Annotated in this window: 21 protein-coding genes; 5 read left to right on the top strand and 16 right to left on the bottom strand. The window is 56.6% G+C overall.

All coding sequences use genetic code 11. The annotated features are described in order from the left end of the window. Positions 1-79 precede the first annotated feature (79 nt). Genes era through LOH53_RS14240 form a run of 4 tightly spaced genes read right to left on the bottom strand, consistent with a single transcriptional unit; the run spans position 80 to position 3957 of the window. The gene (era, locus tag LOH53_RS14255) at positions 80-1045 is read right to left on the bottom strand and encodes a GTPase Era (RefSeq protein WP_230068412.1); all 966 of its coding nucleotides are present in this window, start codon (positions 1043-1045) and stop codon (positions 80-82) included. Next, entirely contained in the window at positions 1038-2402 is a 1365-nt protein-coding gene (locus LOH53_RS14250; protein WP_230068411.1) for a hemolysin family protein, read from the bottom strand. The genes era and LOH53_RS14250 overlap by 8 nt, the downstream gene beginning before the upstream one ends. Next, positions 2399-2872 carry an rRNA maturation RNase YbeY gene (ybeY, locus tag LOH53_RS14245; RefSeq protein ID WP_230068410.1) on the bottom strand — a complete coding sequence of 158 codons (474 nt, stop codon included), beginning with the start codon at positions 2870-2872 and terminating at the stop codon, positions 2399-2401. Before ybeY ends, LOH53_RS14250 begins: the two co-directional genes overlap by 4 nt. Beyond that, on the bottom strand, positions 2869-3957 hold the full coding sequence (locus LOH53_RS14240; protein ID WP_230068409.1) for a PhoH family protein: 1089 nt from the start codon (positions 3955-3957) through the stop codon (positions 2869-2871). The genes ybeY and LOH53_RS14240 overlap by 4 nt, the downstream gene beginning before the upstream one ends. Positions 3958-4403: 446 nt before the next feature. On the opposite strand from LOH53_RS14240, the gene LOH53_RS14235 reads away from it, so the two are divergent. After that, positions 4404-5330, top strand: coding sequence for a GerMN domain-containing protein (locus LOH53_RS14235; protein WP_230068408.1), 927 nt, complete (start codon positions 4404-4406; stop codon positions 5328-5330). A 23-nt stretch (positions 5331-5353) separates the two neighbouring features. On the opposite strand, the gene LOH53_RS14230 is transcribed toward LOH53_RS14235, so the two are convergent. The 3 genes from LOH53_RS14230 to hrcA are packed head-to-tail and all read right to left on the bottom strand — an operon-like array spanning position 5354 to position 8339. Beyond that, positions 5354-6139 carry a 16S rRNA (uracil(1498)-N(3))-methyltransferase gene (locus LOH53_RS14230; RefSeq protein WP_230068407.1) on the bottom strand — a complete coding sequence of 262 codons (786 nt, stop codon included), beginning with the start codon at positions 6137-6139 and terminating at the stop codon, positions 5354-5356. Positions 6140-6144: 5 nt separating this feature from the next. Further along, positions 6145-7275 (bottom strand): molecular chaperone DnaJ, encoded by a 1131-nt coding sequence (dnaJ, locus tag LOH53_RS14225; RefSeq protein ID WP_230068406.1) that lies wholly within the window; start codon positions 7273-7275, stop codon positions 6145-6147. A gap of 50 nt (positions 7276-7325) precedes the next feature. Then, positions 7326-8339, bottom strand: coding sequence for a heat-inducible transcriptional repressor HrcA (hrcA, locus tag LOH53_RS14220; RefSeq protein ID WP_230068405.1), 1014 nt, complete (start codon positions 8337-8339; stop codon positions 7326-7328). Positions 8340-8592: 253 nt separating this feature from the next. Here hrcA and LOH53_RS14215 point away from each other — a divergent pair, with 253 nt between their 5' ends. Further along, entirely contained in the window at positions 8593-9444 is an 852-nt protein-coding gene (locus tag LOH53_RS14215; protein WP_230068436.1) for a DUF3097 domain-containing protein, read from the top strand. 60 nt (positions 9445-9504) lie between these two features. Further along, positions 9505-9897, top strand: coding sequence for a DUF4870 domain-containing protein (locus tag LOH53_RS14210; RefSeq protein WP_230068404.1), 393 nt, complete (start codon positions 9505-9507; stop codon positions 9895-9897). A gap of 78 nt (positions 9898-9975) precedes the next feature. Here LOH53_RS14210 and hemW read toward each other — a convergent pair whose 3' ends face one another. Both hemW and lepA read right to left on the bottom strand, forming a co-directional pair. Then, positions 9976-11205, bottom strand: a complete 1230-nt coding sequence (gene hemW / locus LOH53_RS14205; protein WP_230068403.1) for a radical SAM family heme chaperone HemW — start codon at positions 11203-11205, stop codon at positions 9976-9978. After that, entirely contained in the window at positions 11202-13058 is a 1857-nt protein-coding gene (gene lepA / locus LOH53_RS14200) for a translation elongation factor 4 (RefSeq protein ID WP_230068402.1), read from the bottom strand. The genes hemW and lepA overlap by 4 nt, the downstream gene beginning before the upstream one ends. A 165-nt stretch (positions 13059-13223) precedes the next feature. On the opposite strand from lepA, the gene LOH53_RS14195 reads away from it, so the two are divergent. After that, complete coding sequence (locus LOH53_RS14195; protein ID WP_230068401.1) at positions 13224-13844, top strand: type II toxin-antitoxin system PemK/MazF family toxin; 621 nt, start codon at positions 13224-13226, stop codon at positions 13842-13844. Between the two features lie 171 nt (positions 13845-14015). Beyond that, the gene (rpsT, locus tag LOH53_RS14190; RefSeq protein WP_230068400.1) at positions 14016-14276 is read left to right on the top strand and encodes a 30S ribosomal protein S20; all 261 of its coding nucleotides are present in this window, start codon (positions 14016-14018) and stop codon (positions 14274-14276) included. Positions 14277-14455: 179 nt separating this feature from the next. On the opposite strand, the gene holA is transcribed toward rpsT, so the two are convergent. The 7 genes from holA to LOH53_RS14155 all read right to left on the bottom strand — a co-directional run bounded on the left by holA (position 14456) and on the right by LOH53_RS14155 (position 24702). Next, positions 14456-15454, bottom strand: coding sequence for a DNA polymerase III subunit delta (holA, locus tag LOH53_RS14185; protein ID WP_230068435.1), 999 nt, complete (start codon positions 15452-15454; stop codon positions 14456-14458). A gap of 205 nt (positions 15455-15659) precedes the next feature. Continuing rightward, positions 15660-17315 (bottom strand): ComEC/Rec2 family competence protein, encoded by a 1656-nt coding sequence (locus LOH53_RS16955; protein ID WP_230068399.1) that lies wholly within the window; start codon positions 17313-17315, stop codon positions 15660-15662. A gap of 224 nt (positions 17316-17539) precedes the next feature. Further along, positions 17540-18391 (bottom strand): ComEA family DNA-binding protein, encoded by an 852-nt coding sequence (locus tag LOH53_RS14175; RefSeq protein ID WP_230068398.1) that lies wholly within the window; start codon positions 18389-18391, stop codon positions 17540-17542. Positions 18392-18450: 59 nt separating this feature from the next. Beyond that, the gene (locus LOH53_RS14170) at positions 18451-19326 is read right to left on the bottom strand and encodes a DegV family protein (RefSeq protein ID WP_230068397.1); all 876 of its coding nucleotides are present in this window, start codon (positions 19324-19326) and stop codon (positions 18451-18453) included. A gap of 186 nt (positions 19327-19512) precedes the next feature. Then, entirely contained in the window at positions 19513-22017 is a 2505-nt protein-coding gene (gene leuS / locus LOH53_RS14165) for a leucine--tRNA ligase (RefSeq protein WP_376991303.1), read from the bottom strand. 342 nt (positions 22018-22359) lie between these two features. Further along, a complete protein-coding gene (gene glpK / locus LOH53_RS14160; protein ID WP_230068396.1) occupies positions 22360-23874 on the bottom strand; it encodes a glycerol kinase GlpK in 1515 nt (504 codons plus the stop codon). Positions 23875-23961: 87 nt separating this feature from the next. Beyond that, positions 23962-24702, bottom strand: coding sequence for an MIP/aquaporin family protein (locus tag LOH53_RS14155; protein WP_230068395.1), 741 nt, complete (start codon positions 24700-24702; stop codon positions 23962-23964). Between the last annotated feature and the right edge of the window lie 23 nt (positions 24703-24725).

Here is a 24725-nt window from a genome sequence, read left to right as displayed (position 1 = left end):
TTACCGGGCCAAACTGTGAAGTCCCGCAAAGCCGCGCCGGAGGGCCGCTTTACGGGACTTCGAACCGTTGCAACGGTACCTAGAAACCCAGCTTCACCAGCTGTTTCGGGTCCCGCTGCCAGTCTTTAGCAACCTTGACGTGGAGGTCCAAATAGATTCGAGTTCCTAAAAGTGCCTCAATTCCAAGACGCGCATTCGTGCCGACTTCTCGCAGTCGTGCACCACCCTTACCGATCACGATAGCCTTCTGGGAGGGGCGCTCAACGTAAAGATTGACTCGAACATCAAGCAGTTCATGCCCCTCCGTGCGGCCTTCCCTGGGAATAATTTCCTCCACAACTACCGCCAGTGAATGCGGCAATTCATCGCGCACGCCTTCCAAGGCAGCTTCCCTAATCAGTTCGGCGACCATGACGGCTTCTGGTTCGTCCGTCAAGTCACCGTCAGGGTAAAGTGCCGGCGATAGCGGCATGTATCCGGCCAGTACGCTGGCGAGAGTTTCTACCTGGAATTCTTCCACGGCAGAGACAGGTACGACGTCGGCGAATCCGGACTCCCCCATGACTTCGCGTCCGAGTTTTTCAACCGCGATGAGTTGTTCAGTGACAGCCTGCCGATCCACGGTGTCCGTCTTGGTGACAATCGCCACGACGGGTTTCTTGCCAACATTCGCCAGCTGCTGCGCTATATAGCGATCTCCGGGACCAATTTTCTCATTCGCAGGCAAACAAAACCCGATGGCATCCACCTCCGAAAGGGTGTCTGCAACTAGGTCGTTGAGTCGTTTTCCAAGGAGAGTCCGGGGGCGATGAAGTCCTGGCGTATCAACTAGTACCAACTGGTAACCCTCCCGGTGCACAATTCCTCGAATGGTATGCCGGGTGGTCTGTGGCTTGGCAGAGGTAATGGCCACCTTCTGCCCTACCAGAGCATTCGTCAACGTCGATTTTCCAGCGTTGGGACGTCCTGCGAGAACCGCAAAGCCCGCACGAAACCCCTCATCTTTAGGAGTTGGCATGGCCAGCTTCCCTTTTTGCTTAGTCATGGTTACTCCTGTGGTTTTGCTTAGCTTGCGTCTCACTCGGGCTTATCTCGCCGTCGTGGTTAATGCCCCGGACAGAAACACTGCTGTCATTCTTATTCTCGGATAAGGGTACGGCCCTGGCAATGACATGGCTGACACGATTGCGCCCTGCTTCCATCCGCTCCGCGACTAAGCGGATACCAGAGACCTCCACGGTGCTCCCCACAGTGGGGATGCGACCTAGATATTTTGAAAGCAGCCCGCCCACGGAGTCGACCTCGTCGTCATCAAGCTCCTTGCCAAACAACTCACCCAGCTCATCGACCGCCATGCGAGCCTGAACTCGGTACATACCCTCACCCAGGGCTTGGACTTCAGGAGAAACCTGATCATACTCGTCGGCGATCTCACCGACGATCTCCTCGATCAAGTCCTCTAAGGTGACAAGTCCTGCCGTTCCACCGTACTCGTCCACGACGATTGCGAGGTGAGTGGATTCTTGCTGCAGTTCACGCAAAAGATCATCTACGGGCTTGGATTCTGGCACATAACGCACAGTCCGAGCCAGATCCTCCACCCGAGGGCGGGAAAGACCATCATCGTGGCGGTGCAAGGTTGCGACGAGGTCCTTCAGATAGAGGATGCCCAACACGTGATCAGAACTCTCCCCAATCACCGGGACACGAGAGAATCCTGAGTCAAGGAAAACATCCATGGCCTCTTCCAGCTCGGATCCTTGATCAATGCTGCGGATATCGGTGCGTGGCACCATCACGGCTCGAACCATTGTCTCGCTCAGATCAAACACGCTCTGGATAAGTTCAGCCTCGCTGTCCTCGATCATCTCCGAATCACTGGCACGATCCACAAATTCTCGAAATTCCTCCTCGGTAACGAACGCGTCATCACCGTCAAGGCGCTCTTTAGAGAGAGCTCCTCCCAGTTTTACAAACCATCCCGGCATTGGTCCTAATATTCGATACATAAAATCAACCAGCCACGCAGTGCGTCCGACCAGCCACGTGGCATGTATACGGCCATAGCGTCGCGGGGACAGCCCCACCAGGACGAAGCCAATACACGCCATAACTACAGTGGCGATGAGTCCAGCCAGCCAAACGTTCCCGATCAAGCCCATGAGAAACAGGGCTACGGCCACGGCCGCTGCCATCTCGAACCAGACCCGCCAAAAACGTAAGGCGTTCAAGTGCAGCATGGGTGTTTGAAGGATTCGGGCCAGAGCTGTACCTCTGCTCTGTGCTGTCACAGTTTCAGCATCGTGACGAGGGAAAAAACTCAGGGCCGACTCAATAGCTGTTAAAAGGGCAGCGAAAGCCGCGAAAACCACCGCCAGGGCAGGTAAGGCTACTGTTGTCACTGTGTTGTCTCGACAGGGGCTTCCTTGCCCAAGAAACTTGAGAGCAATTCACGCTGGAGGCCAAACATTTCTGCTTTCTCTTCCGGTTCAGCATGGTCATAGCCCAAAAGATGCAACATGCCGTGCGTAGTCAGAAGTAACAGTTCTTCCTCTAAGGAATGTCCCGCGGCAAGAGCCTGCTCGCCGGCAACCTCGGGGCAAAGGACTACGTCGCCTAGCAGACCAGCAGGTGTGGGCAGATCAGGGCTGCCTGGGCGCAGTTCATCCATGGGAAACGAGAGCACGTCGGTAGGACCAGTCTCATCCATCCATTCGATGTGCAGCTTCTCCATGTTTTCCACGTCCGCCATGATGATGGAAACCTCAGTTTCCGGATGGACATGCATTGCCGTGAGAATGTGCCGAACAAGCTTCACTAACTCTTCTTCACGGACTTGGACGCCGGACTCATTATTGATTTCAATACTCATGGTTGGTGGATGTCCTTGCGGCGTTGAAGGGGTGTATCGGAACGGGAGGCATTGCTTTCATCCCAGTGGTTATAGGCACTGACAATGGCACCCACTAGTTGGTGACGCACCACATCCGTGGCATCGAGCAAGGAAAACGAGATGTCATCGACATCCAGAAGAATGTCACGAACCACACGCAACCCCGACGCAGTGCCACTGGGTAAGTCAATCTGAGTGATGTCGCCGGTGACAACAATCTTGGAACCAAAACCGAGCCGCGTCAAAAACATTTTCATCTGTTCGGCAGTGGTGTTCTGAGCTTCGTCAAGAATGATGAATGCATCGTTGAGCGTACGGCCTCGCATATAAGCCAGCGGTGCCACCTCGATCGTGCCCGCCGCCATCAGACGTGGAATAGTTTCCGGATCCATCATCTCGTGCAGTGCGTCATACAGCGGGCGAAGATACGGATCAATTTTATCATTGAGCGTGCCCGGCAAGAACCCCAATCGCTCTCCCGCTTCAACGGCTGGCCGGGTGAGGATAATGCGGCTCACCTCTTTCCTCTCGAGTGCCGCAACGGCCTTGGCCATAGCCAAGTACGTCTTGCCTGTGCCTGCCGGCCCGATCCCAAACACCACTGTGTTTCGGTCAATCGCCTCAACATATTTTTTCTGGTTGAGCGTTTTGGGTCGAATCTTACGTCCGCGTGAGGAAAGGATGTCGTAAGTGAGGACGTCCACTAGAGACCCATCAGGTCGATCCTTGAGCAAAGTCACCAGCTGCTCCCATACCGCGGCGCTCATGGTGGAATGCCGAGATACCATGCCACGAGCTTCTTCCATCAAATGCATGATCCGCGGGACAACTGCGCGCGGGCCCGTGATGGATAGAACGTTGCCACGGGCAAGGAAGGAAATACCCGGATAGTTATTTTCCACGATGCGCAGACCATCGTCCTCGGCGCCAAGTGTGGCGACCATCTGTTCAGTGGATGCGAACTGCACTATTTCGGTGCGGGTGCCGTCAACTGAGTGTGGAAACCCCAGCCCCTGTGACGGTTCCACAATCGGTCCTTGGTGGCTGCTGGATTGCTCTGTCATAAAGTCGGCCATGCCAGGCCTTCAATCTCTCCTTGACTAAACCGGACTTCCCGGTTGTTTTCTTAGTCTCAATCCTAGTGCAATGACGATCAGCGAGGCAGAGTATCCTCAGTCACCCTTCATGTGCAATGACGATCAGCGAGGCAGAGTATCCTCAGTCACCCTTCATGTGCGCTCCCGATTAAGGCCCGGTTACTTTAGGGTATCGATACGGTTTCAGTTCGCTTGAATCCTTCTAATAGCCCCCGTCGATACCCGCAGATGTGCCAAGCTAAATTATTGTTCGAAGTTTTTGGGGAGTCTTGGAACGCACACTTTGTCTTTGTTGCGGGAGTCCATCCCTTTAGACCTTAAGCGAGCAAACAATTCGCATGCCAGCTACTTTGCACCGTCCTCTGCCGGGCTCAAGCACGCCAGTTGGCCAGTTGCACGGTGGAAAGCCTATTGTGAAACGTTACCGACGCCTGCTGGGAATCGCTTCGCTTGCTTTGGCACTCACTCTCACCACAGTTTCTTGCACGCCGGGCCCTGCAATCCTCAGCCAGCATTCGGCTCTGCCCACCACAGCAAGTGGCCAAGACTCTGGTCTGCCAACAACCACTCCGTTGGAGACGCCCACAGCCAACCAGAAAATTCCTGTCTACTGGTTAGGGCACAGCAATGAATCGGTTTTTCTCTACCGTGAGTTTTCACCAGTGCCCACCACAGATGATCCGATCGTCGCTTCTCTTCGCATCATGATGGCTGACAAACCCCAAGACCCTGACTTCTTTTCGGTGTGGAATGAACCCTCTCAACTGGGGGCATCCATCTCTGCCAAGAACGTCATCACCATTGACATCTCCTCCGACGCCTTCGCCCAGAAAGTCGATGCAGGTATTGCAGAGCGCTCGATCGCACAGCTGGTTTACACAGCAACTGCGTCGGCGTCCATGTCAGGGCTCATCGACCCGTCAGCAAATATTGGTGTGTCCATCCTGGTGGATGGACACACTGGCTATAACGCTTTCGGGCATGTGCTCCTAGATAAGCCGCTCACGCGAAACACCGGGTTCGTAGCACCCGTGTGGATCACGGAGCCTAGCAACGGAACAGTTACCAAGGCCCTTCCTTTGAACGTCAGTGGATCGGGTATGTCTCCTACCGGAAAGCTTGTCTGGATCCTAGAAGCAATGGAGGACGGCAAAGTCTCACACGTAGCCATGTCCGGCACTGTTGAGATTAGCCAAGGACCTAATGAGCTAGGCTCTTTCAATTTCGTGTTGGTACCGCCGTTGGGAAACTATCAGGTCTCCGTGTTCATCGAAGATCCGAGCAGACCCGGGGTACGCGTCGGCGTCGACACCAAAGTCCTTTCGATCTCCGCGCCCTAAGACATAAGCGTCCAGGCCGATTTTTACCAGCGACCCAGTTCTGCGCTCAACAGGACGACGGCGGCCGGACCGGCTGTGGAGGAACGCAAGACATGCGGCCCCAGCAACGCAGTACGTGCTCCGGCTAGGCGAAATGCCGAAACTTCCGCAGGGCTCATGCCACCTTCAGGACCTACGATCAACACAATGCGACGGGGTACCGGAGCACTCGTGACCTCGTGCCTATTTTGCTCCGCCTGCCATGATCGAAGCACATCCGGCAGAGACTCGGTGGCATCCTCATGGAGAATTAAGGCCAATGAACAATCCCGGATCAAGTCGCAAAGAGCAGCCGTACCCACCAGTTCGCCCACCCAAGGAATACGCGAGCGGCGGGCTTGCTTTGCTGCCACAGCGACAACAGTTCTCCATTTAGTGACACCCTTGAGAGCCTTCTCTGACTTCCAACGCACAATGGAACGCTCTGCTTGCCATGGAACGACGCCGTTCACGCCCAGCTCAGTGACCGTCTCGACAGCAAGTTCATCACGATCGCCCTTGGCCAGTGCCTGCACCAAGACCAGCTCGTAGTCCTCTAGCTGATCGAAGCGAATCTCCTTGACCTCTACATCCAATACGCCAGCTGCTGCGGCTGCTACGACGCACACAAGACGGCGTCCAGCGCCGTCGCACAGGTCAACGGGCTCCCCCGCGCTTAGTCTCTTGACCGTTACAGCGTGCCGGCCCTCAGCTCCGTCCAGCGTATGGTGGTCGCCAACGCTAAGCTCTGCGAGTTGCACGGGATCGGCATAGAAGACTGGGTTACTCATAGCACTTAGAGGTTGCCGAGTTTATCGCGCAGCTTAGCAAACATCCCGCCGCTTGACACCAACTTGCCCTCGGTGAAGGTCTCCCCGCGAAGTGCCGCCAGTTGCTTGAGCAACTCTTCCTGCGCGGCGTCGGGCTTCGTGGGCGTCTCAACATGGACGTGCACCAACAAGTTACCGCGCCCATAGCCGCGCAGGTGCGTGACACCGAGGTTGCGTAAGGTCATGACTTCCCCTGCTTGAGTGCCGGGTTTGATGGAAATTGGCTGTTCACCATCGAAGGTTTCCAATGTGAGCTCAGTTCCCAAGGCTGCAGCTGTCATGGGAACACTGAGGGTTGCGTGAAGGTCATCTCCATCACGAAGGAAATTGGGATCGTTGCTGACCTTCATCTCTACATACAGATCACCCGCGGGACCACCTGCTGGCCCGGCCTCACCCTGTCCGGCAAGTTGTATACGAGTACCAGTTCCCACACCGGCAGGGACCTTGATGGTCAGTGTTCGCCGACTGCGGACTCGTCCTTCACCGAGGCACTCATTACAGGGGTCCTCGATCCGAGTTCCAAATCCTTGGCAGGAATTGCATGCAGCCAGTGTCATGACGTTACCCAAGATTGAGCGCATGGGACGCTGAATCTGTCCACTTCCGTGGCATACGTCGCAGGTGATGGGATGAGTACCCGGGCGGCAGCAGTCACCATCGCAGCTGGTGCACGTCACAGCAGTGTCTATTTCCAGCTTTTTGTTGACACCGAAAACGGCCTCCGCCAATTCCACGCGCACTGTGATCAGTGCGTCTTGTCCGCGTCGTGTCCGTGATGCTGGACCGTGGCTTTGGCCACTGCCGCCAAAGAAGGTCTCGAAGATGTCCTGGAACGCAAATCCCTGGCCATCATAATTCCCGGCACCGTTACCGTTGCTGTTGCCGTTCTCATTGCCGGTGGTGTCGTAGACCTGGCGTTTTTGCGGATCAGAAAGAACCTCGTACGCGTGAGTAACGGCTTTGAAGCGATCCGCGGCGTCGGGAGCATCGTTCACGTCCGGGTGCAGCTTGCGGGCAAGCTTCCGGTATGACTTCTTGATTTCTTCCGGCGTTGCGTTACGCGAAACGCCAAGTGCATCGTAATGGTTAGTCAAAATTATTGCTCTCTTTTGTGAAAGGTCGATACGGAAAAGCCCAGCTAGTATCAGCCGGCCAAAATTCTGGAAAGATAGCGTGCGACGGCACGAACGCTGGACATGGTGTTGGGATAATCCATCCGAGTAGGCCCCAACACGCCAAGCTTTGCGGTTTCCCCGCGACCGTAGGTGGTAGCTACAACAGACGCCTCAGCCAATGAATCATGGGGATTTTCCCTGCCGATGCTCACCGCCATGCCGAGGGAATCCTGTGCCATCTCTTCTAGGAGACGCAACAGGACCACCTGTTCTTCCAAGGCATCAAGAACTGGACCGATGCTCAGCGGGAAGTCCACGTTGGAACGCGCCAGATTGGCAGTTCCGGCCAGGACTATGCGGTCCTCACGGGCCGCCTGAGCCAGCTGCTCCAGACCGCGTGCAAGCTTGTAGGCCAGCTCTTGCTCATTCAGCGGCACAGTAGCCGGAATACCGGACAGTGCTGCCGGAAGTGAAGCAACAGTCAGGCCATAAACGCCGCCAAGGAACTTCTGACGTAGCCCGGTCAGCACACTTTCCACACAAGGTGTCTCAGCGTCGATCACAGATTGTTCTACCTTGCCGGTGGCCAGGATCAACACGATCAGCACTTGGGATGGGCCAAGTGAGACGAACTCTATGTGGCGCACCGTGGCCTTGGCGGCCCGTGGATATTGGACCACTGCCACCTGATTCGTTAGCTGCGCCAAGGTGCGTACAGTCCGATCCAAGACATCATCCAAGTCCGTAGAACCATCCAACAGCACAGCAATTGCTCGACGCTCAGGAGCTGAGAGCGGCTTGACGCTGGAAATCTGATCCACAAACAATCGGTAGCCCTTGTCGGTGGGAATCCTCCCAGAACTGGTGTGAGGAGCGACGATAAGCCCCTCTTCTTCCAATGCCGCCATGTCGTTACGGATCGTTGCACTGGAAACGCCTAGATGATGGCGCTCAACTAACGCCTTGGAGCCAACGGGTTCCCGGGAATGAACATAGTCCTCAACGATGGCGCGCAGAACCTCGAGTTTTCGTGGCTCACTCATGCTGATGCACCTCCCTCGTCGCTCTCCACATCGCCTTAGCAAAGTTGTTGACATGTACTTAGCACTCTAGGTGCCCAAGTGCTAAGTCTAATACCTTTAAACACCTACATTCCGGCACGTTGCCATGGTCTTGCCGCCGTGCCACGCTAGCATGGGCTTTTACCCAACTACGCACCACCAAGATGGCTTCAACACAAACGCGAAGCCACACCGGAAGACAGGGCCAAGAACGCAGTGCAGGATGAGAAGCATAGTGCAGTATGAGAATTGGGGTCCCCAGGACCTCAGCGCACCTAAACCTCGAACGCTGCGCAAGGTCCAGGCCAAACGCGAACTCGTCCTTGAGGACGTTCACACCGGCTGGGTTGGGGCCATCGTCAGGCTGGAAAAGTCAGGCGGCATGCTCATTGTGGAACTTGCGGATCGCAAAAACAGAATCCGCGCTTTCCCTTTGGGGCCTGGCTTTCTTCTCGACGGTGAGCCCATAGAGCTAGTCTCCCCTGCGGCAGGCCCTGTCACCACGGCACCCGTCCGGACAGCCTCGGGATCCAGGAAGGTCCAGGGGATGCGGGCCCAGGTCGCTAAAGCCAGCCGCATTTGGGTAGAAGGTAAGCACGACGCCGAACTCGTGGAAAAGGTCTGGGGCGACGATCTGCGCGTTGAAGGAATCGTGGTGGAAGCCCTTCGCGGGATCGACGATCTCACAGCAGCGGTGAATGACTTTCAGCCGGGGCCGGAGCGTCGTTTGGGAGTCCTTGTCGACCATCTTGTGCCGCACTCGAAGGAATCACGAATTGTGGCGGATCTCATGAGATCGCCATCAGCGAAATTCAACGTCCTGGTGGTGGGTCATCCCTATATTGACGTTTGGCAGGCCATTAAGCCTAGTGCCCTTGGAATCAGCTCCTGGCCAACGGTTCCACGCACTAAGGAATGGAAATTAGGAATTCTGGAGTCATTTGGATGGCCCCACCAAACGAAAGAGGACGTCGGCCTGGGATGGCAGCGGCTGTTATCCCAAGTGAACAGCTACGCGGATCTGGAACCATCCCTGTTGGGCAGAGTTGAAGAAGTCATCGATTTTCTCACGGCACCCGTATCCTAGAAGGTAGCGCGACAAAACGACCGTAGAACACAATGTCCGCATGGTGAAAGGGACACAACAGTGAGCAACCAGGGGAATTCTTCCCGCAATCCGGCCAAGCCCGCGCTCTCGCCTGCCGAAGACAATCAGTGGGCTTTCTTGGCACACTGTGGCGGAATTTTGGGCTGCATCCCGTCAGCGGTGATTTACTGGCTTTTTGCCACTCGAGGCCCGTTCACTGCTCAAGAATCTCGAGAGGCACTGAACTTCACTCTCCCACCCACTGTCCTGGCAATAGTGCTCTACATCATTGCTTTGCTCACCAGCACTGTATCCGCGGGCGCTGCATCAGTCTTTCAGCTTCTGGCCCTGATTGTGTGGGTTTTCTTGACGGTGTTTTCCGTTCTCGCTGCACTGGCGGTCAACCGTGGCAACCCGTACCGCTACCGGTGGAACCTGCGCCTGATGAAGTAATCAGCGATCGAACGCAATACCGGAAAAGCGAAGAGGTGCCATCGAGTACAACGTGTGGGTTCGGCACGAAAAAGTATTCTAGGCAAGTAGTGCCCGGGTCACTGCGTCACCGAGCAAACGCCCCTTCCGTGTGAGAACCAATGTCCCATTAAAGGCCTTGAGCGGATCAACAAGCTCTGCGGCGATGAGCCCGGCAATGGCCTTGCGGCCCTCTGGACTGAGTACACCCGTATCGAGACCTTCAGCTAGACGAGAAGTTAGCATGATTCTTTCCATGGTGCGCGTGTCAACGTCAAGGGTTTCACGCCCTGCAGCAGGAGATTCACCCTTACCGAGCCGATTGGCATAGGCCGTAGGATGCTTGACGTTCCACCAGCGCACACCACCAACGTGAGAATGTGCTCCTGGGCCGATTCCCCACCAGTCATCACCGCGCCAGTAGGCCATGTTATGTTGGCAGGCGTCGCCCGGAGTTCGGGCCCAGTTGCTCACCTCGTACCAGTCCAAGCCTGCCTCGGTGAACAGGGTATCGGCTAGCTCATACTTCACGGCATGGTCGTCGTCGTCGATATTTGGAACCTGTCCACGGCGGATTTGCGCGGCAAGTTTGGTTCCCTCCTCGACGATCAACGAGTAAGCGGAGATGTGGTCTGGATGGTACGACAATGCCGTGCGCACTGAGGTTTCCCAATCAACAAGGGACTCCCCCGGAGTCCCATAGATCAGGTCCACACTGACCTTTAGACCTGCTTCGCGTGCCCAAGAAACGGCTTGCGGGACGCGTTGGGGACTGTGGGTCCGGTCAAGGACCTTGAGTACATGGGGAACCGCCGATTGCATACCAAAGGACACGCGGGTAAAACCGCCCGCACGTAATTCCGCAAGAGACTCGGCCGTCACAGAGTCCGGATTGGCTTCCGTGGTCACCTCAGCACCGTCCTTGATTCCCCATTGCTTCACCGCTGCCCGTAGAACGGAAACAAGATCACCGGCAGGTAAGAGCGTGGGGGTGCCACCACCAAAAAAGACTGTGCTCAATTTTCGAGCGGGAACATTCGACTCTGCAAGCGCTCGCGCAGCAAACTCAATCTCCTGTATGGCAGTTGAGGCATATGCATCCTGGGATGCACCGCCACCTAGTTCGGTGGCCGTGTAGGTGTTGAAGTCGCAATAGCCGCACCGTACAGCACAGAACGGAATGTGCGTGTAGAGCCCAAATTGACGGGCCTGAGCCCCGACGGCAGCCTGCTCAGGCAGGATTCCGTCAGCTGGGGCAGGGTCGCCAAGGGGCAGTGCGGACGGCGTCACTTCTTCGACTTGTCCTTGGCAGATTCACCGGTCGTCAGGGCAGCGATGAAGGCTTCCTGAGGAACCTCAACCCGGCCCACCATTTTCATGCGTTTCTTACCCTCTTTTTGCTTTTCCAAAAGCTTGCGCTTACGTGAAATATCGCCTCCGTAGCACTTGGCAAGAACATCCTTTCGGATGGCCCGGATGCTCTCGCGGGCGATGATCCTTGCCCCGATGGCTGCCTGAATGGGTACTTCAAACTGTTGACGGGGAATGAGTTCGCGCAACTTTCCGGTCATCATAACCCCGTAGGCGTAGGCCTTGTCCCGGTGCGTGATGGCACTAAACGCATCAACTTGTTCACCCTGCAACAGGATGTCGACCTTGACAAGATCAGCGACCTGGTCGCCGTCGGCCTTCCAGTCTAAAGAACCGTAACCGCGGGTCTTAGACTTTAAAATATCGAAGAAGTCAAAGACAATTTCCGCCAACGGCAGACGGTAGCGAATCTCTACCCGATCCTCGGAAAGGTAGTCCATGCCACCGAGTATGCCGCGCCGGCTCTGGCACAACTCCATGATGGCGCCAACAAACTCGGTAGGGGCCAAGATGGTGGCAGCAACCATAGGTTCCCGGACCTCGGCAATTTTGCCTGTTGGATATTCGCTGGGATTAGTGACCTGCACGACCTTCTTGTCCTCGAGAGTGACTTCATATTCCACATTGGGAGCCGTTGAAATCAGGTCAAGGTTATGTTCACGTTCAAGGCGTTCGCGAGTAATTTCTAGGTGCAGCAGACCTAAGAAACCTACGCGAAAACCAAAGCCTAGAGCCGCTGACGTTTCGGGTTCGTAAATGAGCGCAGCATCATTGAGCATGAGCTTTTCAAGAGCATCACGGAGCACGGGATAGTCGGCGCCGTCCATTGGGTACAAACCCGAGAAAACCATAGGTTTTGCGTCGTGATAGCCGGCCAGTGCCTGGGTCGCTGGCTTACTGAAAGTGGTGACGGTATCACCGACCTTGGACTGGCGCACATCCTTAACGCCAGTGATCAGATAGCCGACTTCGCCCACTCCGAGCCCCTTGGACGGGACAGGTTCCGGGGAACTAACACCTATTTCCAACAATTCGTGGGTGGCGCGTGTGGACATCATTTGGATCTTCTCGCGTGGACTCAAGCTTCCATCGATGACCCGCACATACGTCACGACTCCACGATAGGTGTCATAGACGGAGTCAAAGATCATGGCCCTGGCCGGTGCATCCGGGTCCCCCTTCGGAGAGGGAAGATCACGGACAATCTGATCCAGAAGAGCCTCCACGCCGACGCCGGTCTTACCGGAGACCATGAGAACGTCCTCAGGCTTTCCACCGATCAGATTTGCGAGCTCTGCCGCATACTTTTCTGGTTGCGCCGCAGGAAGATCGATCTTATTCAGCACCGGGATGATCGTCAGATCGTTTTCCATTGCCAAATAAAGGTTGGCCAAAGTCTGGGCTTCTATCCCTTGAGCCGCATCGACAAGGAGGATGGCACCCTCGCAGGCGGCCAAGGACCGTGAGACTTCGTAGGTGAAGTCAACGTGCCCTGGGGTATCGATCATGTTCAAGCAGTAAGACGTTCCATCAAGCTCCCAGGGAATACGCACTGCCTGGGACTTGATCGTGATGCCACGTTCACGCTCAATATCCATGCGATCAAGATACTGTGCCTTCATGTCACGCTGCTGAACAACACCTGTCAGCTGGAGCATCCGATCCGCCAGGGTCGATTTGCCGTGGTCGATGTGAGCAATGATGCAGAAGTTTCTGATGATCGCCGGATCGGTTGCGGCGGGCACCGGGGCAGTGCGGGCCATGGGTGACACTGGGGTTTCCTTACTGTTGCATGAACGCAACGGACAAGCCTGGTCGGGCCACACCGTGCAGGGGGTTGTGTCCGCGCAAAGGATGCCGAACACTCATTGCCAACAAGTCTCCCACGTAACTCTCCGCGACAAAGAACCGGCGGATTTTTACTTGATCCTGGACGCATGACCTTGCTGTCACGAATCGATATCCTTGGAGCTATGGCTTCTACTAGTAAACGTCTCTTCTCCCTGCTGCGCGGCCTTGCCGAATCTCTCCTAAAGGCCGGAACCAGCGCCGCGCCCAAAAGATCCGCTGGCAGCCAGGCACCTCGCCCTCTCCGGCGCCCTGCCTCTACTTCTCCAGGGCGGAAGGCTTCCGGGAATGACCTCTCCCCCCTTTCCTCTCCCTATCCAGGCGATTTCAAGGGCACGGGCGCCGTGGTGTACTCGCCTCATCCAGACGGGAAGCCAGATCCCGGGGAAATCGTCTGGACATGGGTTCCATTCGAAGAAGATTACAGTCAGGGCAAAGACCGTCCCGTCCTCTTGATAGCTCACAACGGCAAACGACTATTGGGGCTGATGTTGACAAGCAAGGATCACTCGAATGACCACCGAGACGATAACGACTATCTCGATATCGGTACTGGTCCGTGGGATAGAGCGGGCCGTCCCAGCGAAGTTAAGCTCGATCGAGTGATACAAATCAACATGGCCGACGTTCGCCGCGAAGGAGCGATTTTGGATGCCAAACGCTTTTCTGGTGTAGCCAATGTCCTGCGGACACGGTACGGCTGGAAGTGAAAACCGCCGCGCGTATCTGCTAGACTTTTTGGTAGTGTGCACCCGTGCAGGTCGGCGGTTGCAACAGCTTGGCCTGACGTTCACCATAATTCGAGCATCCCCACGCCGCTGTCAATGGCCAAGCTACGCCCTCTACGACCGTATTTTCGTATCAAAAGAGAGTTATACAACGTGGCTAATATCAAGTCTCAGAAGAAGCGCATTCTCACTAACGAGAAAGCGCGTCAACGCAACATTTCGGTGAAGTCCGAGCTAAAGACCGCCATCCGTGCGGTCAATACGGCAGTGGCCAAAGCTGACAAGGATAGCGCTACGACTGCCCTGGTGAATGCAGGCCGTAAGCTGGACAAGGCTGTCAGCAAGGGCGTCATTCACGCCAATAACGCTGCCAACCGCAAGTCGGCCATCTCCAAGAAGGTTAACGCCCTCTAAGGAAGCTGATTCGCTTCGCAACTCATGTGTTGACCCCCACCCTTTGGTGGGGGTCAACACGTTTAAGCCGTATCTATAGCCAGACTCTCTGGACCCAGAATCATTCTCACAAAGCCCTGCCCGAGACTTACTCTGGATTCAGGACACCGCACTCTCACGACGCCCGCCAATATTCGAAGTTAGCGCCGGGCTGAGTTCGAGATGAGTGTCACGGCTCGTTCGACGGCGTAGACGGGGTCTCGCGACGCACCCTTAACCTCCGCGTCGGCCAAGGCAAGCGCCTTGATGGCTGCCACGAGACCCTCACTGGTCCAGCGTCCAGCATCGCGACGTGCAGAATCCACTTGCCATGGAGCCATGCCAAGTTCCCGCGCAAGTTGGGCGGAACTACCGTGAGCGGCGAATACTTTAGCTACTTGGCGAACTTTCATGGCAAGCGCTGCAACGAGAGGCACGGGATCAACCCCAGTCGCCAGGGCATGCCGCAGAGAAGACAGAGCCAAGGCAGCGTTGCCAGCCAGGGCGGCATCAGCCACCCTAAAGGCAGTGGCCTCTACCCTGCCGCCGTAGTATTTATCAACGTCATCACTGCCCACCAGGCCGTCGGTGTCAGAAATTAGTTGCTGGCAGGCAGCCGCGAGTTCAGAGAGGTTCGCACCGACTGCGGCAACGAGTGCCCGAACCGCGGCGTTATCTATGCGCCGCCTCGCGGCAAGAAATTCGTGACTGACGAACTGCGTCTTGTCTTGGTCCTTTTTGAGAGCCTGGCACTCGATGCGGGGGGCCCCGCAAGCCTTGAGCGCATCCAACAGTTTCTTCCCCCGGGTGCCGCCACTGTGCCAGAGAACCAGCGTCACATCCGGGGCCGGATCTTTCAAATAAGCGATCGCGTCGCTGAGAAAATCATCTGTCATAGCCGAAAGGCCTGAGACTTCGATGAGCTTTGGTTCGCTGAAGAGTGAGGGGCTGGCCACCATGGCCAAAGCTCCAGGAGTATATTGTGCGGCCTCGAGGGCGCTCAGCTCCAGCTCAGGGTCGGACGCTCGCAATTTTGCCCGCAAGTTCTCCCTTGCCCGGGAGGCAAGGTAGTCTTCTGGACCAAACAGCAACACGATGGGGGCAAGTGGTACGTCCCGCCAGTCTGATGCACCAGAGGCAGCCTTGGATGCCGGGCTCACAGTGCCTCGATGTTCGACTTTTTCATCATCAACTGCCGCCCGTTTCCCTGCTCCGCAATCAAAGGCTGCCCTTTTCGGCACTTTACGATTAACTGCTGGGGGATCGCTTGCTGCGCGTTTCGCTGCCGTGTGATTCTCTGCTGCGCGATCAATGGTCTGTTCACACACTCAACTCTGCCATCTGGACCCCCGATTCCCAAGCCGCTCACAATCCACCGATGGCCAGCGTCATTAGGGCACCGATTCCGGCAGCCAAAGCTGTTAGTGGACCGAAGCCTAGGAGAAAGCGCCACCGCCGAGACACCCTAGACTTGATCCAGGTAGAAACGGTAGAAGCGAATTTTGGATTTGCCAAGCTGGCTAAAGCCAGCATTATCAATGCTCCCAAAGTGGCCATGAGGACCACACCCGGCGCCCCCGACGGCCAAGCGACGCTGGAACCTGGCATCGCTGAGACCCAACGGGCAACCGTTCCAACCCACCATGCGCCGGCTCCGCTGATCCCCGCGCACACATCAGCGACTGCCGGCACAAAGACGGTGACCGCCATTCCTAGAGTCCCTACCGTTGTCACCAACGCCACAACGGGAGCGACAGCGATGTTGGCTGGAATCGAAAAAGGTGTCAGGCGAGGTTGGAGTAGCACCAATACGGGGGCACAGAGCAACTGGGCAATCATCGGAATCGCTGCAGCTTGGGCCAACCACTGTGGCATCCAAATACCGAGCCAGTAGGCGCAGCGTTTGCCAAAGAGGTGCAAACCCAAGGTGGCCACCACAGAAAGAATGAAGGCGTAGTCCAAGGCCAGCCATGGATCCATGACTATCAATGCGATGATACTCATCGACAGCAGCGTCCCTACCCGCCGGGGCCTTCCGCCCACCATTGCCAATGCACCTATGGCACCCATAGTCGCGGCTCGGAGCACACTGGGGTCCGGGCCGACCACAGCCACGAATCCCCCCAGTCCGAGGACTGCGACCATGACGCTGAGAAATCTAGGAATATGCCAAGACCGCAGCAGCGTCATGAGAAGTGTCAGGACTAATGTGCAATTTGCACCAGAGACTGCCGTCAAGTGGGTCAGCCCCGCTGTTTTCATGGCAGCTTCCAAACCCGGCGCCATGAGGCTTCGCTCACCCGTCACCATTCCTGGAAGCAAGCCCTGCGTGTCTGGTGATGCATGCCCCCATACGCGGCGAGCAGAAGCCTCCCACCCATTTCTGAGGGTACGCGAAGGCGAATCGACTGCTACCACAACGTTAAGGGGTGCAGTGGCCGGGTGTAGATATCCCACCGCCGGATCCTGCAATGGCGTTGGAGTGATCCGTCCCGAGGTGCTCACCTCCGAACCTTCTGCCAGGTCTTCCCATCCAGCTCCTGCTATGACGTGAACCCTGATGATCCCAGCGATAGCACGACCTTCAGCTCTTGCTTGAACTACGAGCGCATCAAAGATCACTTGGCGTGGTCCATGGACTGAATCCAGTGGTCTCGGTGCGGACATCAGCCGAAGCGTCATGGAAAGCTGCTGACCGTGGGCTACGGCTATGGATAGCGGGGTTGTAGTCCGCTCGTGTTGGCGAAGGCCAATGCTGAATAGCAGCGTGCTTAGACATACCATCAGCAGCACCGCAGAGAGCATCAGTCCGATCGATCTGAAGGGAGCACGAACCGGGACAATTCCGATCTGCGCCAACCTGATCACCAAGGCCAGTATGGCACCCACCACGAGTGCTACCAGGGATCCTGCGGCTGACCAGGCCCACGGGAGCGTGATGAATATGCCAGCACCGCTCCAAGTGGCAAAGGCGGCTGGCACGAGCCGAATATCCGCTCGCTGCCGTCGTGGCTCTGCCACGACATAACGTGACCGCTCCCCCATTCTGACGGCCAGAGCGCGAAGGGTCGATGGCCTCGGTCTTCTTGGCACTCGGACCCAGCTGAGTCTATGCTCCCCCTGGCCTTTTCCTTGCGCTGCTAAAGTGCGGATTGGGAGAAGATTTGAATCCGTATCAGAAGTGAGTTCTGCAGGCGTTTTCATTGCCAAACGCGTGTATTTGGCCCAAGGCGGACTCTCATCGTTCAAGAGACAACCACTAACGGGCGCAGTGCCTCAAGCAGCTTTGGACCCACGCCTGAGACGCCATCCAATTCGTTTATTGACTTAAATGACCCAAAATCCGCGCGCCACTTTACGATACGTTCGGCCATGACCGGACCAACCCCGGGCAAGGTATCTAGTTCCGCGGCGGTTGCGGTATTCAAATTGATCATGCCGCCTTGAAGTCCTGACTGCCCCTGCCCAGCAGTTTGGGACGTCTTGACTCCGGGGCCTATTTTCACGCCGGAACCAGGTTGGACGGCCTGGTCCTTGGCGTCATCCATGGTCGGGACCATCACTTGGGAACCGTCCACGACTTCGGCGGCAAGGTTCAGGGCCGACAGTGCGGCTTCGGGTAAGGCGCCACCGGCCGCATCTATCGCTTGATACACCCTGCTTCCACGAGGCAAGTTAATAATTCCGGGCGTCCGCACAGCGCCGGCAACATGCACCACCACACTCCTCGATGCCGTGTCTGTCTCAGTCTTCGCTGACGCACTTTTGGAATCCGTTGCCGTGCTGGCCACGGCCTTTGCTGAGGGGGCGGGCGAACTATTGGAACTGCCGGAGACATCTAAGGGAGGAACACTCACGGATACTTGTGACGAAGCACCCGCTGCTGCCGCCGCGATCCCCGCCTGTTGTAACCAAAGGACCGCCACGACGGCCACGGAGATAGCCAGAACTACCACCAGGGCCCGGACAGAAATTACCCACCGGGGCCTCCGTCCAGCCTGGTCAAGTGGCTGCGGATTTATCTCATCCGACAACCCTTGCCCGGTGGTTTCATCCGGCTTAGAAATCCAGCGCGTTTGGCGATTCTGTCCGCTCATGTCCATACATTAGGCCCGCAGGGAAACGCTTGGAGCCCTCGTCCCACGAATGTGGACTGTTAGTCCTTCCCACCTCCCTGTGGAGGACAATCCCGATCTGAGACGACAACTACCACTACTCCCAACCCAGCATGCGCGGCAAGTACTGCCGGTAACCGAGTCAAAACAGGAGCAGGCAGACCGGGGCAACGCACAGTCAGAGCTTCCGCCATAGTCTGTGCCTGCTGCTCGTTACCGAAATGGTGAAGATTAACCATAACCAGATCAGCGCCTCTGCCAAGGATTTCCTTGACAGCAAGCGCCTCCAAACGGGCTAGTGCTTTCTCGACACCCCGTATCTTTTCAAGGGGAACAACTGATCCGTCGCGGATACCCAGAATTGGTTTGACCGCGAACACGGTTCCAAGCCATGAGGACGCCAGACTGATCCGCCCCCCTCGACGCAACTGCTCAAGACTTGGGACGTAGAAGAAGACTTTGGTGGCCTCCACGGCAGCCAGAGCGGCGGCTAGTACACCGTCCATGGCCAAACCCGAAGCTGCCGCACACACGGCAGCTTCGACGCCTGCGCCTTGAGCCATTCCTACTGTGCGAGTGTCAAAAACCAGAACGGGAAGAGGTGCGCAGTCCGCTGCTAATTGTGCAGCATCATGGGTGCCAGAGAGGTTCGCAGAAATATGGATGGAAACGACTGAGTCGAAGCCTGCATCGAAGGCCGCCTGATAAGCGGCAGCAAATTGCCCTGGCGACGGTCGAGAAGTGCGAACTCCGCTTCCAGATGCCAAAGCGAGAGAAATATGTGCTTCAAGTCCAACGTCACCGTCGGAGTGAACACCTTCGCCAATGATGACGGGCATCGGCACAACGGCCAGCTGACCCGTAGTCTCATGGATGGCCACCCAATCAGGGGGAAGTGCTGCGGCCGAGTCAGTCACTACGGCGACTCGGTGCCGGGGCTGGCTGCTCGTGGGTATGGGCGAGGCGCGCAGGCGCTCGACCTGATGTCGAAACCACACGCCTACTGATTTCCTCTCCACCGAGCTCCCTTTCTGCTGCACAAATAGAAGCTCTCACTCTGACCGAGTAGCCAGCGCGAGAGCTTCTATTCGATGATGGCTTGACTACGCCGGAACGATATTGACCAGCTTAGGCGCCCGCACCACCACCGTGCGGATCTCGCGGCCATCCAAGACCTTCTGCACAGCAGCCGATCCCAGCGCAAGCTCGCGTAGCTGGTCCTCAGTGATATTCGGAGAGACCTCCAGACGGTCACGGACCTTGCCCGCCACCTGGACAATGGCTGTGATGCTCGCCTGCACCAGCAAACTCTCATCAACGGCAGGGAACCCGGCGTTTGCTACGGAGGCCGGGTGTCCTAGAGCCTGCCACATGTCCTCAGCTGTATAGGGGGCAAACAGGCTCAGCAAGACAGCTACAGCTTCCGTGGCCTCGCGAACTGCTGGATCTCCCGCCCCAGCACCCGTATCAATCACCTTGCGGGTGGCATTGACCAGCTCCATAATTTTGGCCACCGTCACATTGAACTTGTGGCCTTCCAACAAAGCTTTAGCCTCGTGGACACAGCGGTGAGTCAGAGAACGCAGGACGCGATCTCCCGAAGTCGCAGCAGTTCCGGGTTCGCTGGTCACATCTTGGCCTAACCGCCAGGCCCGGGCAAGGAACTTAGCCGAGCCCGACGGCGAAACATCCGCCCAGTCGACGTCGTCCTCAGGGGGTCCGGCAAAAACCATTGTCAGGCGCACGGCGTCGACACCAAAACGGTCCAATTGCGCGCCGAGGTCCACCCCATTACCCAAGGACTTACTCATGGCTTTACCGCCGTTGAGCACCTGACCCTGATTAAGGAGGCGGCTAAATGGCTCAGTGGCCTCCAGCATGCCCATGTCATGGATGACCTTCGTAAAGAAGCGCGCGTAGAGCAGGTGCAAAATGGCGTGCTCAACACCGCCGACATACTGGCCCACTGGCATCCAGTCGTTGACCTTTTCGGGGTCGAAAGGACCTTCGGTAAACTGCGGCGAAACAAACCGCAGAAAATACCACGAAGAGTCAACGAAGGTATCCATCGTGTCGGTATCACGCTTAGCTGCTCCACCACACTTGGGGCAGTCAACATTGACCCAATCTGATGCTGCGGCCAACGGTGATGTGCCCTTCGGCGAGAGATCCTCCCCGCGCAGGTTCTCTGGAAGCCGAACGGGAAGCTGATCATCCGGAACCGGAACCTCACCACAGTCAGGGCAATGGATAATCGGAATAGGTGTGCCCCAAAAACGTTGCCGAGACAGCAGCCAGTCGCGCAGGCGGAAGTTCACAAACTTCTCACCTGTGCCCAACTTTTCTAAGATTTCAATAGCGGCAGGGATGGCTTCAGATTTCGAAAGACCATTCAGCTCGCCAGAATTGATGAGGGTGCCCTCCCCCACCGTGGCAATGCCCGTCGCCTCCGGATCAGAACTTCCAGCGTCGACGACTGAACGCACAGGTAGACCAAATGCCTTAGCAAAATCAAGGTCACGCTGGTCATGGGCAGGCACAGCCATGATGGCTCCTGTGCCGTAATCAGCAAGGACATAGTCAGCGGCCCAAACGGGTAGCTTTTCGCCAGTGAGTGGATTTATCGCGAAACGGCCGGTAAATACTCCTGTCTTCGGGCGCTCCGTGGACTGGCGCTCTATGTCACTCAGAGCCTTAACCTGTTCACGGTAGTCACTGAGAGCCTCAGCATTTTCACCCGTGACCAGATCAAGAGCAAGGGGAGAGTCCGCAGCTACGACAAAAAAGGTAGCTCCATAGAGCGTGTCTGGGCGGGTGGTAAAAACGGTCAGTTCCCGTTGCGGCTTTTCGTCGCTAGCTGCCTCAATAACGAAACTCACATGGGCACCCTCGGAGCGGCCGATCCAGTTCCGCTGCATTGCGAGGACGCGATCGGGCCACAGACCCTTGAGCGCATCCATGTCTTCCAAAAGGCGGTCAGCGTAATCGGTGATCTTGAAGTACCACTGGTTCAAAGACTTCTTTGTGACGATGGCCCCGCAACGCTCACAAGTACCGTTAACCACCTGCTCATTGGCCAATACTGTTTGGTCCTGCGGACACCAATTAACAGGGGAATCTTTCCGGTAAGCCAATCCGCGTTCGTAAAACCGCTTGAATAGCCACTGAGTCCACCGATAGTACTCAGGATCCGAGGTCTGCAAACGCCGGGACCAATCCACAGAAATGGCGTAGCGCTTAAACGACTCCGCCTGAGTGTCGATGTTGGCATACGTCCACTCACTCGGGTGGGCATTGCGCTTGATGGCCGCGTTTTCGGCAGGCAAGCCAAACGAGTCCCAACCGATCGGGTGCAGAACGTCGTAACCGAGTTGGCGCCAATAGCGTGAGACGACGTCGCCCATGGCGAAAGCCTCAGCATGGCCCATGTGAAGGTCGCCGGACGGGTAAGGGAACATGTCAAGGACGTAGCGACGTTCCTTAGAACCATCGTCGAGAGGGGTGAAGACTTTAAGGTCATCCCAGACGGCTGGCCATTTGGCTTCCATCCTGGCGAAATTGTAGACGCCCTCTTCGCTGTTCTCATCAGTGTGGGACTGCACGCTCACGTACCCTGCCTCTTCATTCATCATTGGCTTCTTGCACCTCGCTCTTTACACACAAAAGCCCCTCGACAGAGCAAGGGGCGGCCGCAACTCTTCGTTGCGGCTAGCTAAGGAGGAGCCTCATTTCCATTCTCCTACTTTAGCGCATTCGGAATCCCCTTTATTAAGGTGTCCCCTAAAGCCAGAACACACTAAGGTGGGGCCCCACAACGTGTGGGGCCCCACCTTGGCATAGCTCGGCCTTTTTCAAACGGGCCCATATTCAACCGGACCCGTTCCCAACACTGCTAGCCGGGATGGGCTGGCAACACTAGGCGCCCAAACAGCGTTAGGCGTGCAAAGGGCTTACCTTACGTCTTCGTCTACCCAATCCATGGACTTGGTGACTGCCTTCTTCCACAGGCGCATCTGACGATCCCGCTCAGCAGAGTCCATGTTTGGCTCCCAGCGTTTGTCTTCGGACCAGTTGGAGGAGAGCTCCCCCAAATCCTTCCAAAAGCCCACAGCCAATCCTGCTGCGTAGGCCGCACCCAGGGCAGTGGTCTCGGTGACCTTAGGACGGATAACCGGCACACCCAGAATGTCGGCCTGGAACTGCATGAGGGCATCATTGGCAACCATGCCGCCATCGACCTTCAATTCGGTCAAGTCCACTCCGGAATCCGCGTTCACGGCATCCAATACCTCACGCGTCTGGAATGCCGTGGCCTCCAACGCAGCACGGGCAATGTGGTTCTTGTTCACAAAGCGAGTCAGGCCAACGATCGCTCCACGGGCGTCAGAACGCCAGTACGGAGCGAACAAACCCGAGAACGCCGGAACGATGTAGACGCCACCATTATCCTCAACAGCGGCAGCAAGCTCCTCGACCTCCGGAGCGGACTTGATCATGCCGATGTTGTCACGCAGCCACTGAATCAGTGAACCGGTAACTGCGATGGAGCCTTCCAGAGCGTAATGCGGTGCGGCATCACCTAGCTTGTAGCCGAGAGTCGTCAAAAGCCCGTTCTTGGAATGGACAATTTCCTCGCCTGTATTGAAGATCAGGAAACAACCGGTTCCGTACGTGTTCTTCGCCTCGCCGGCATCGAACGCGGCCTGGCCGAACGTAGCCGCCTGCTGATCTCCGAGGATCCCGGCCACCGGCACTTCGCGAAGTAGCTGGCTACCGTGGACGTGACCATAAACCTCAGATGAGGACTTGATGGCTGGCATCATGGACTTGGGCACACCGAAGATGTCCAGAATCTCGTCATCCCACTGCAAAGTTTCAAGATCCATGAAGAGGGTGCGCGAGGCGTTGGTGACATCGGTGATGTGCACGCCACCATCGGTGCCACCCGTCAGGTTCCAGGTAACCCAGCTATCAGTGTTACCAAACAGGAGATCGCCGGCTTCCGCCTTAGCGCGGGCGCCTTCAACGTTGTCCAAGATCCACTTGATCTTTGTACCGGAGAAGTACGTCGCCAGAGGAAGTCCGACTTTCGCCTTGAAACGCTCCACCCCGCCGTCGGCCGCCAGTTCATCAACGATCGACTGCGTACGCGTGTCCTGCCAGACGATGGCGTTGTAGACGGGCACACCGGTGTTCTTATCCCAGACAACAGCGGTCTCACGCTGGTTAGTGATACCGACGCCGACAATGTCATGCCGAGTCAGGTTAGCCTGAGCCAACGCGGTCCCGATCACTTCACGGGTATTGTTCCAAATTTCGGTGGCATTGTGCTCCACCCAACCGGCCTTCGGAAAGATCTGCTCATGCTCAAGCTGACCGGTTGAGACGATGTTACCGTCGTGATCAAACACGATGGCACGGCTGCTAGTTGTTCCTTGGTCAATGGCGATTACATACTGAGACATCATTGTTTCCTTTGCTTGTACCGTCTGCGAATGGTGGGCCCAATGTCCACTTCTTGGTCTACGTCATTGGGCCCTAAACAACAAGGGTTATTTCACTACCAGTGGCAGCCACTGTGCCATGAGACCACCCAGTGCACCACCTACCAGCGGTCCAACAACCGGAACCCAGGCATAGCTCCAGTCGCTGGAGCCTTTGCCCTTGATGGGGAGCAAGGCATGCGCGATGCGCGGGCCGAGGTCACGAGCAGGGTTGATGGCGTAACCGGTAGGCCCACCGAGGGAAGCACCGATACCGACAACGAGCAATGCAACTGGCAGCGGCCCAAGCCCTGTGACTCCGCCACCGAAGTGGAGGATCACGAAAACGAGAACAAAGGTACCGATGATTTCAGTGGCAACGTTCCAGCCGTAACTGCGGATGGCCGGGCCTGTGGAGAAAACGCCCAGTTTGGAAGCGGCGTCAGGCTCATTATCGAAGTGCTGCTTATAGGCAATCCAGCAGAAGACTGCACCCAAAAATGCGCCCAGCATTTCCGCACCGAAATACGTCATCGTCGAGGCAAATGTGATGGGTACATTCGGTGCATAGTCGGCTGCACCGCTGGAGAGGATACCCACTGTAACGGCGGGGTTCAGGTGAGCCCCGGACTTCGCGGCAACAAATACACCGGCCATAACGGCCAGGCCCCAACCCCAGTTGACGAGCAAAAATCCGCCCGAGTTACCCTTCGTACCCTTCAGGGCAACGTTGGCAACAACACCGCAACCGAGCAGCGTGAGCATCAAGGTTCCCATCACTTCCGACAGGAACACAATTCCTAGAGACATCTTTGACTCCTTTAGTTATTCAT

Origin of the sequence: Arthrobacter cryoconiti (assembly GCF_020905375.1) — a bacterium.
GTDB classification, from domain to species: Bacteria; Actinomycetota; Actinomycetes; order Actinomycetales; family Micrococcaceae; genus Specibacter; species Specibacter cryoconiti.
The sequence above is the reverse complement of the archived record's forward strand: the minus strand, read 5'-3'. Positions and strand labels throughout refer to the sequence as shown.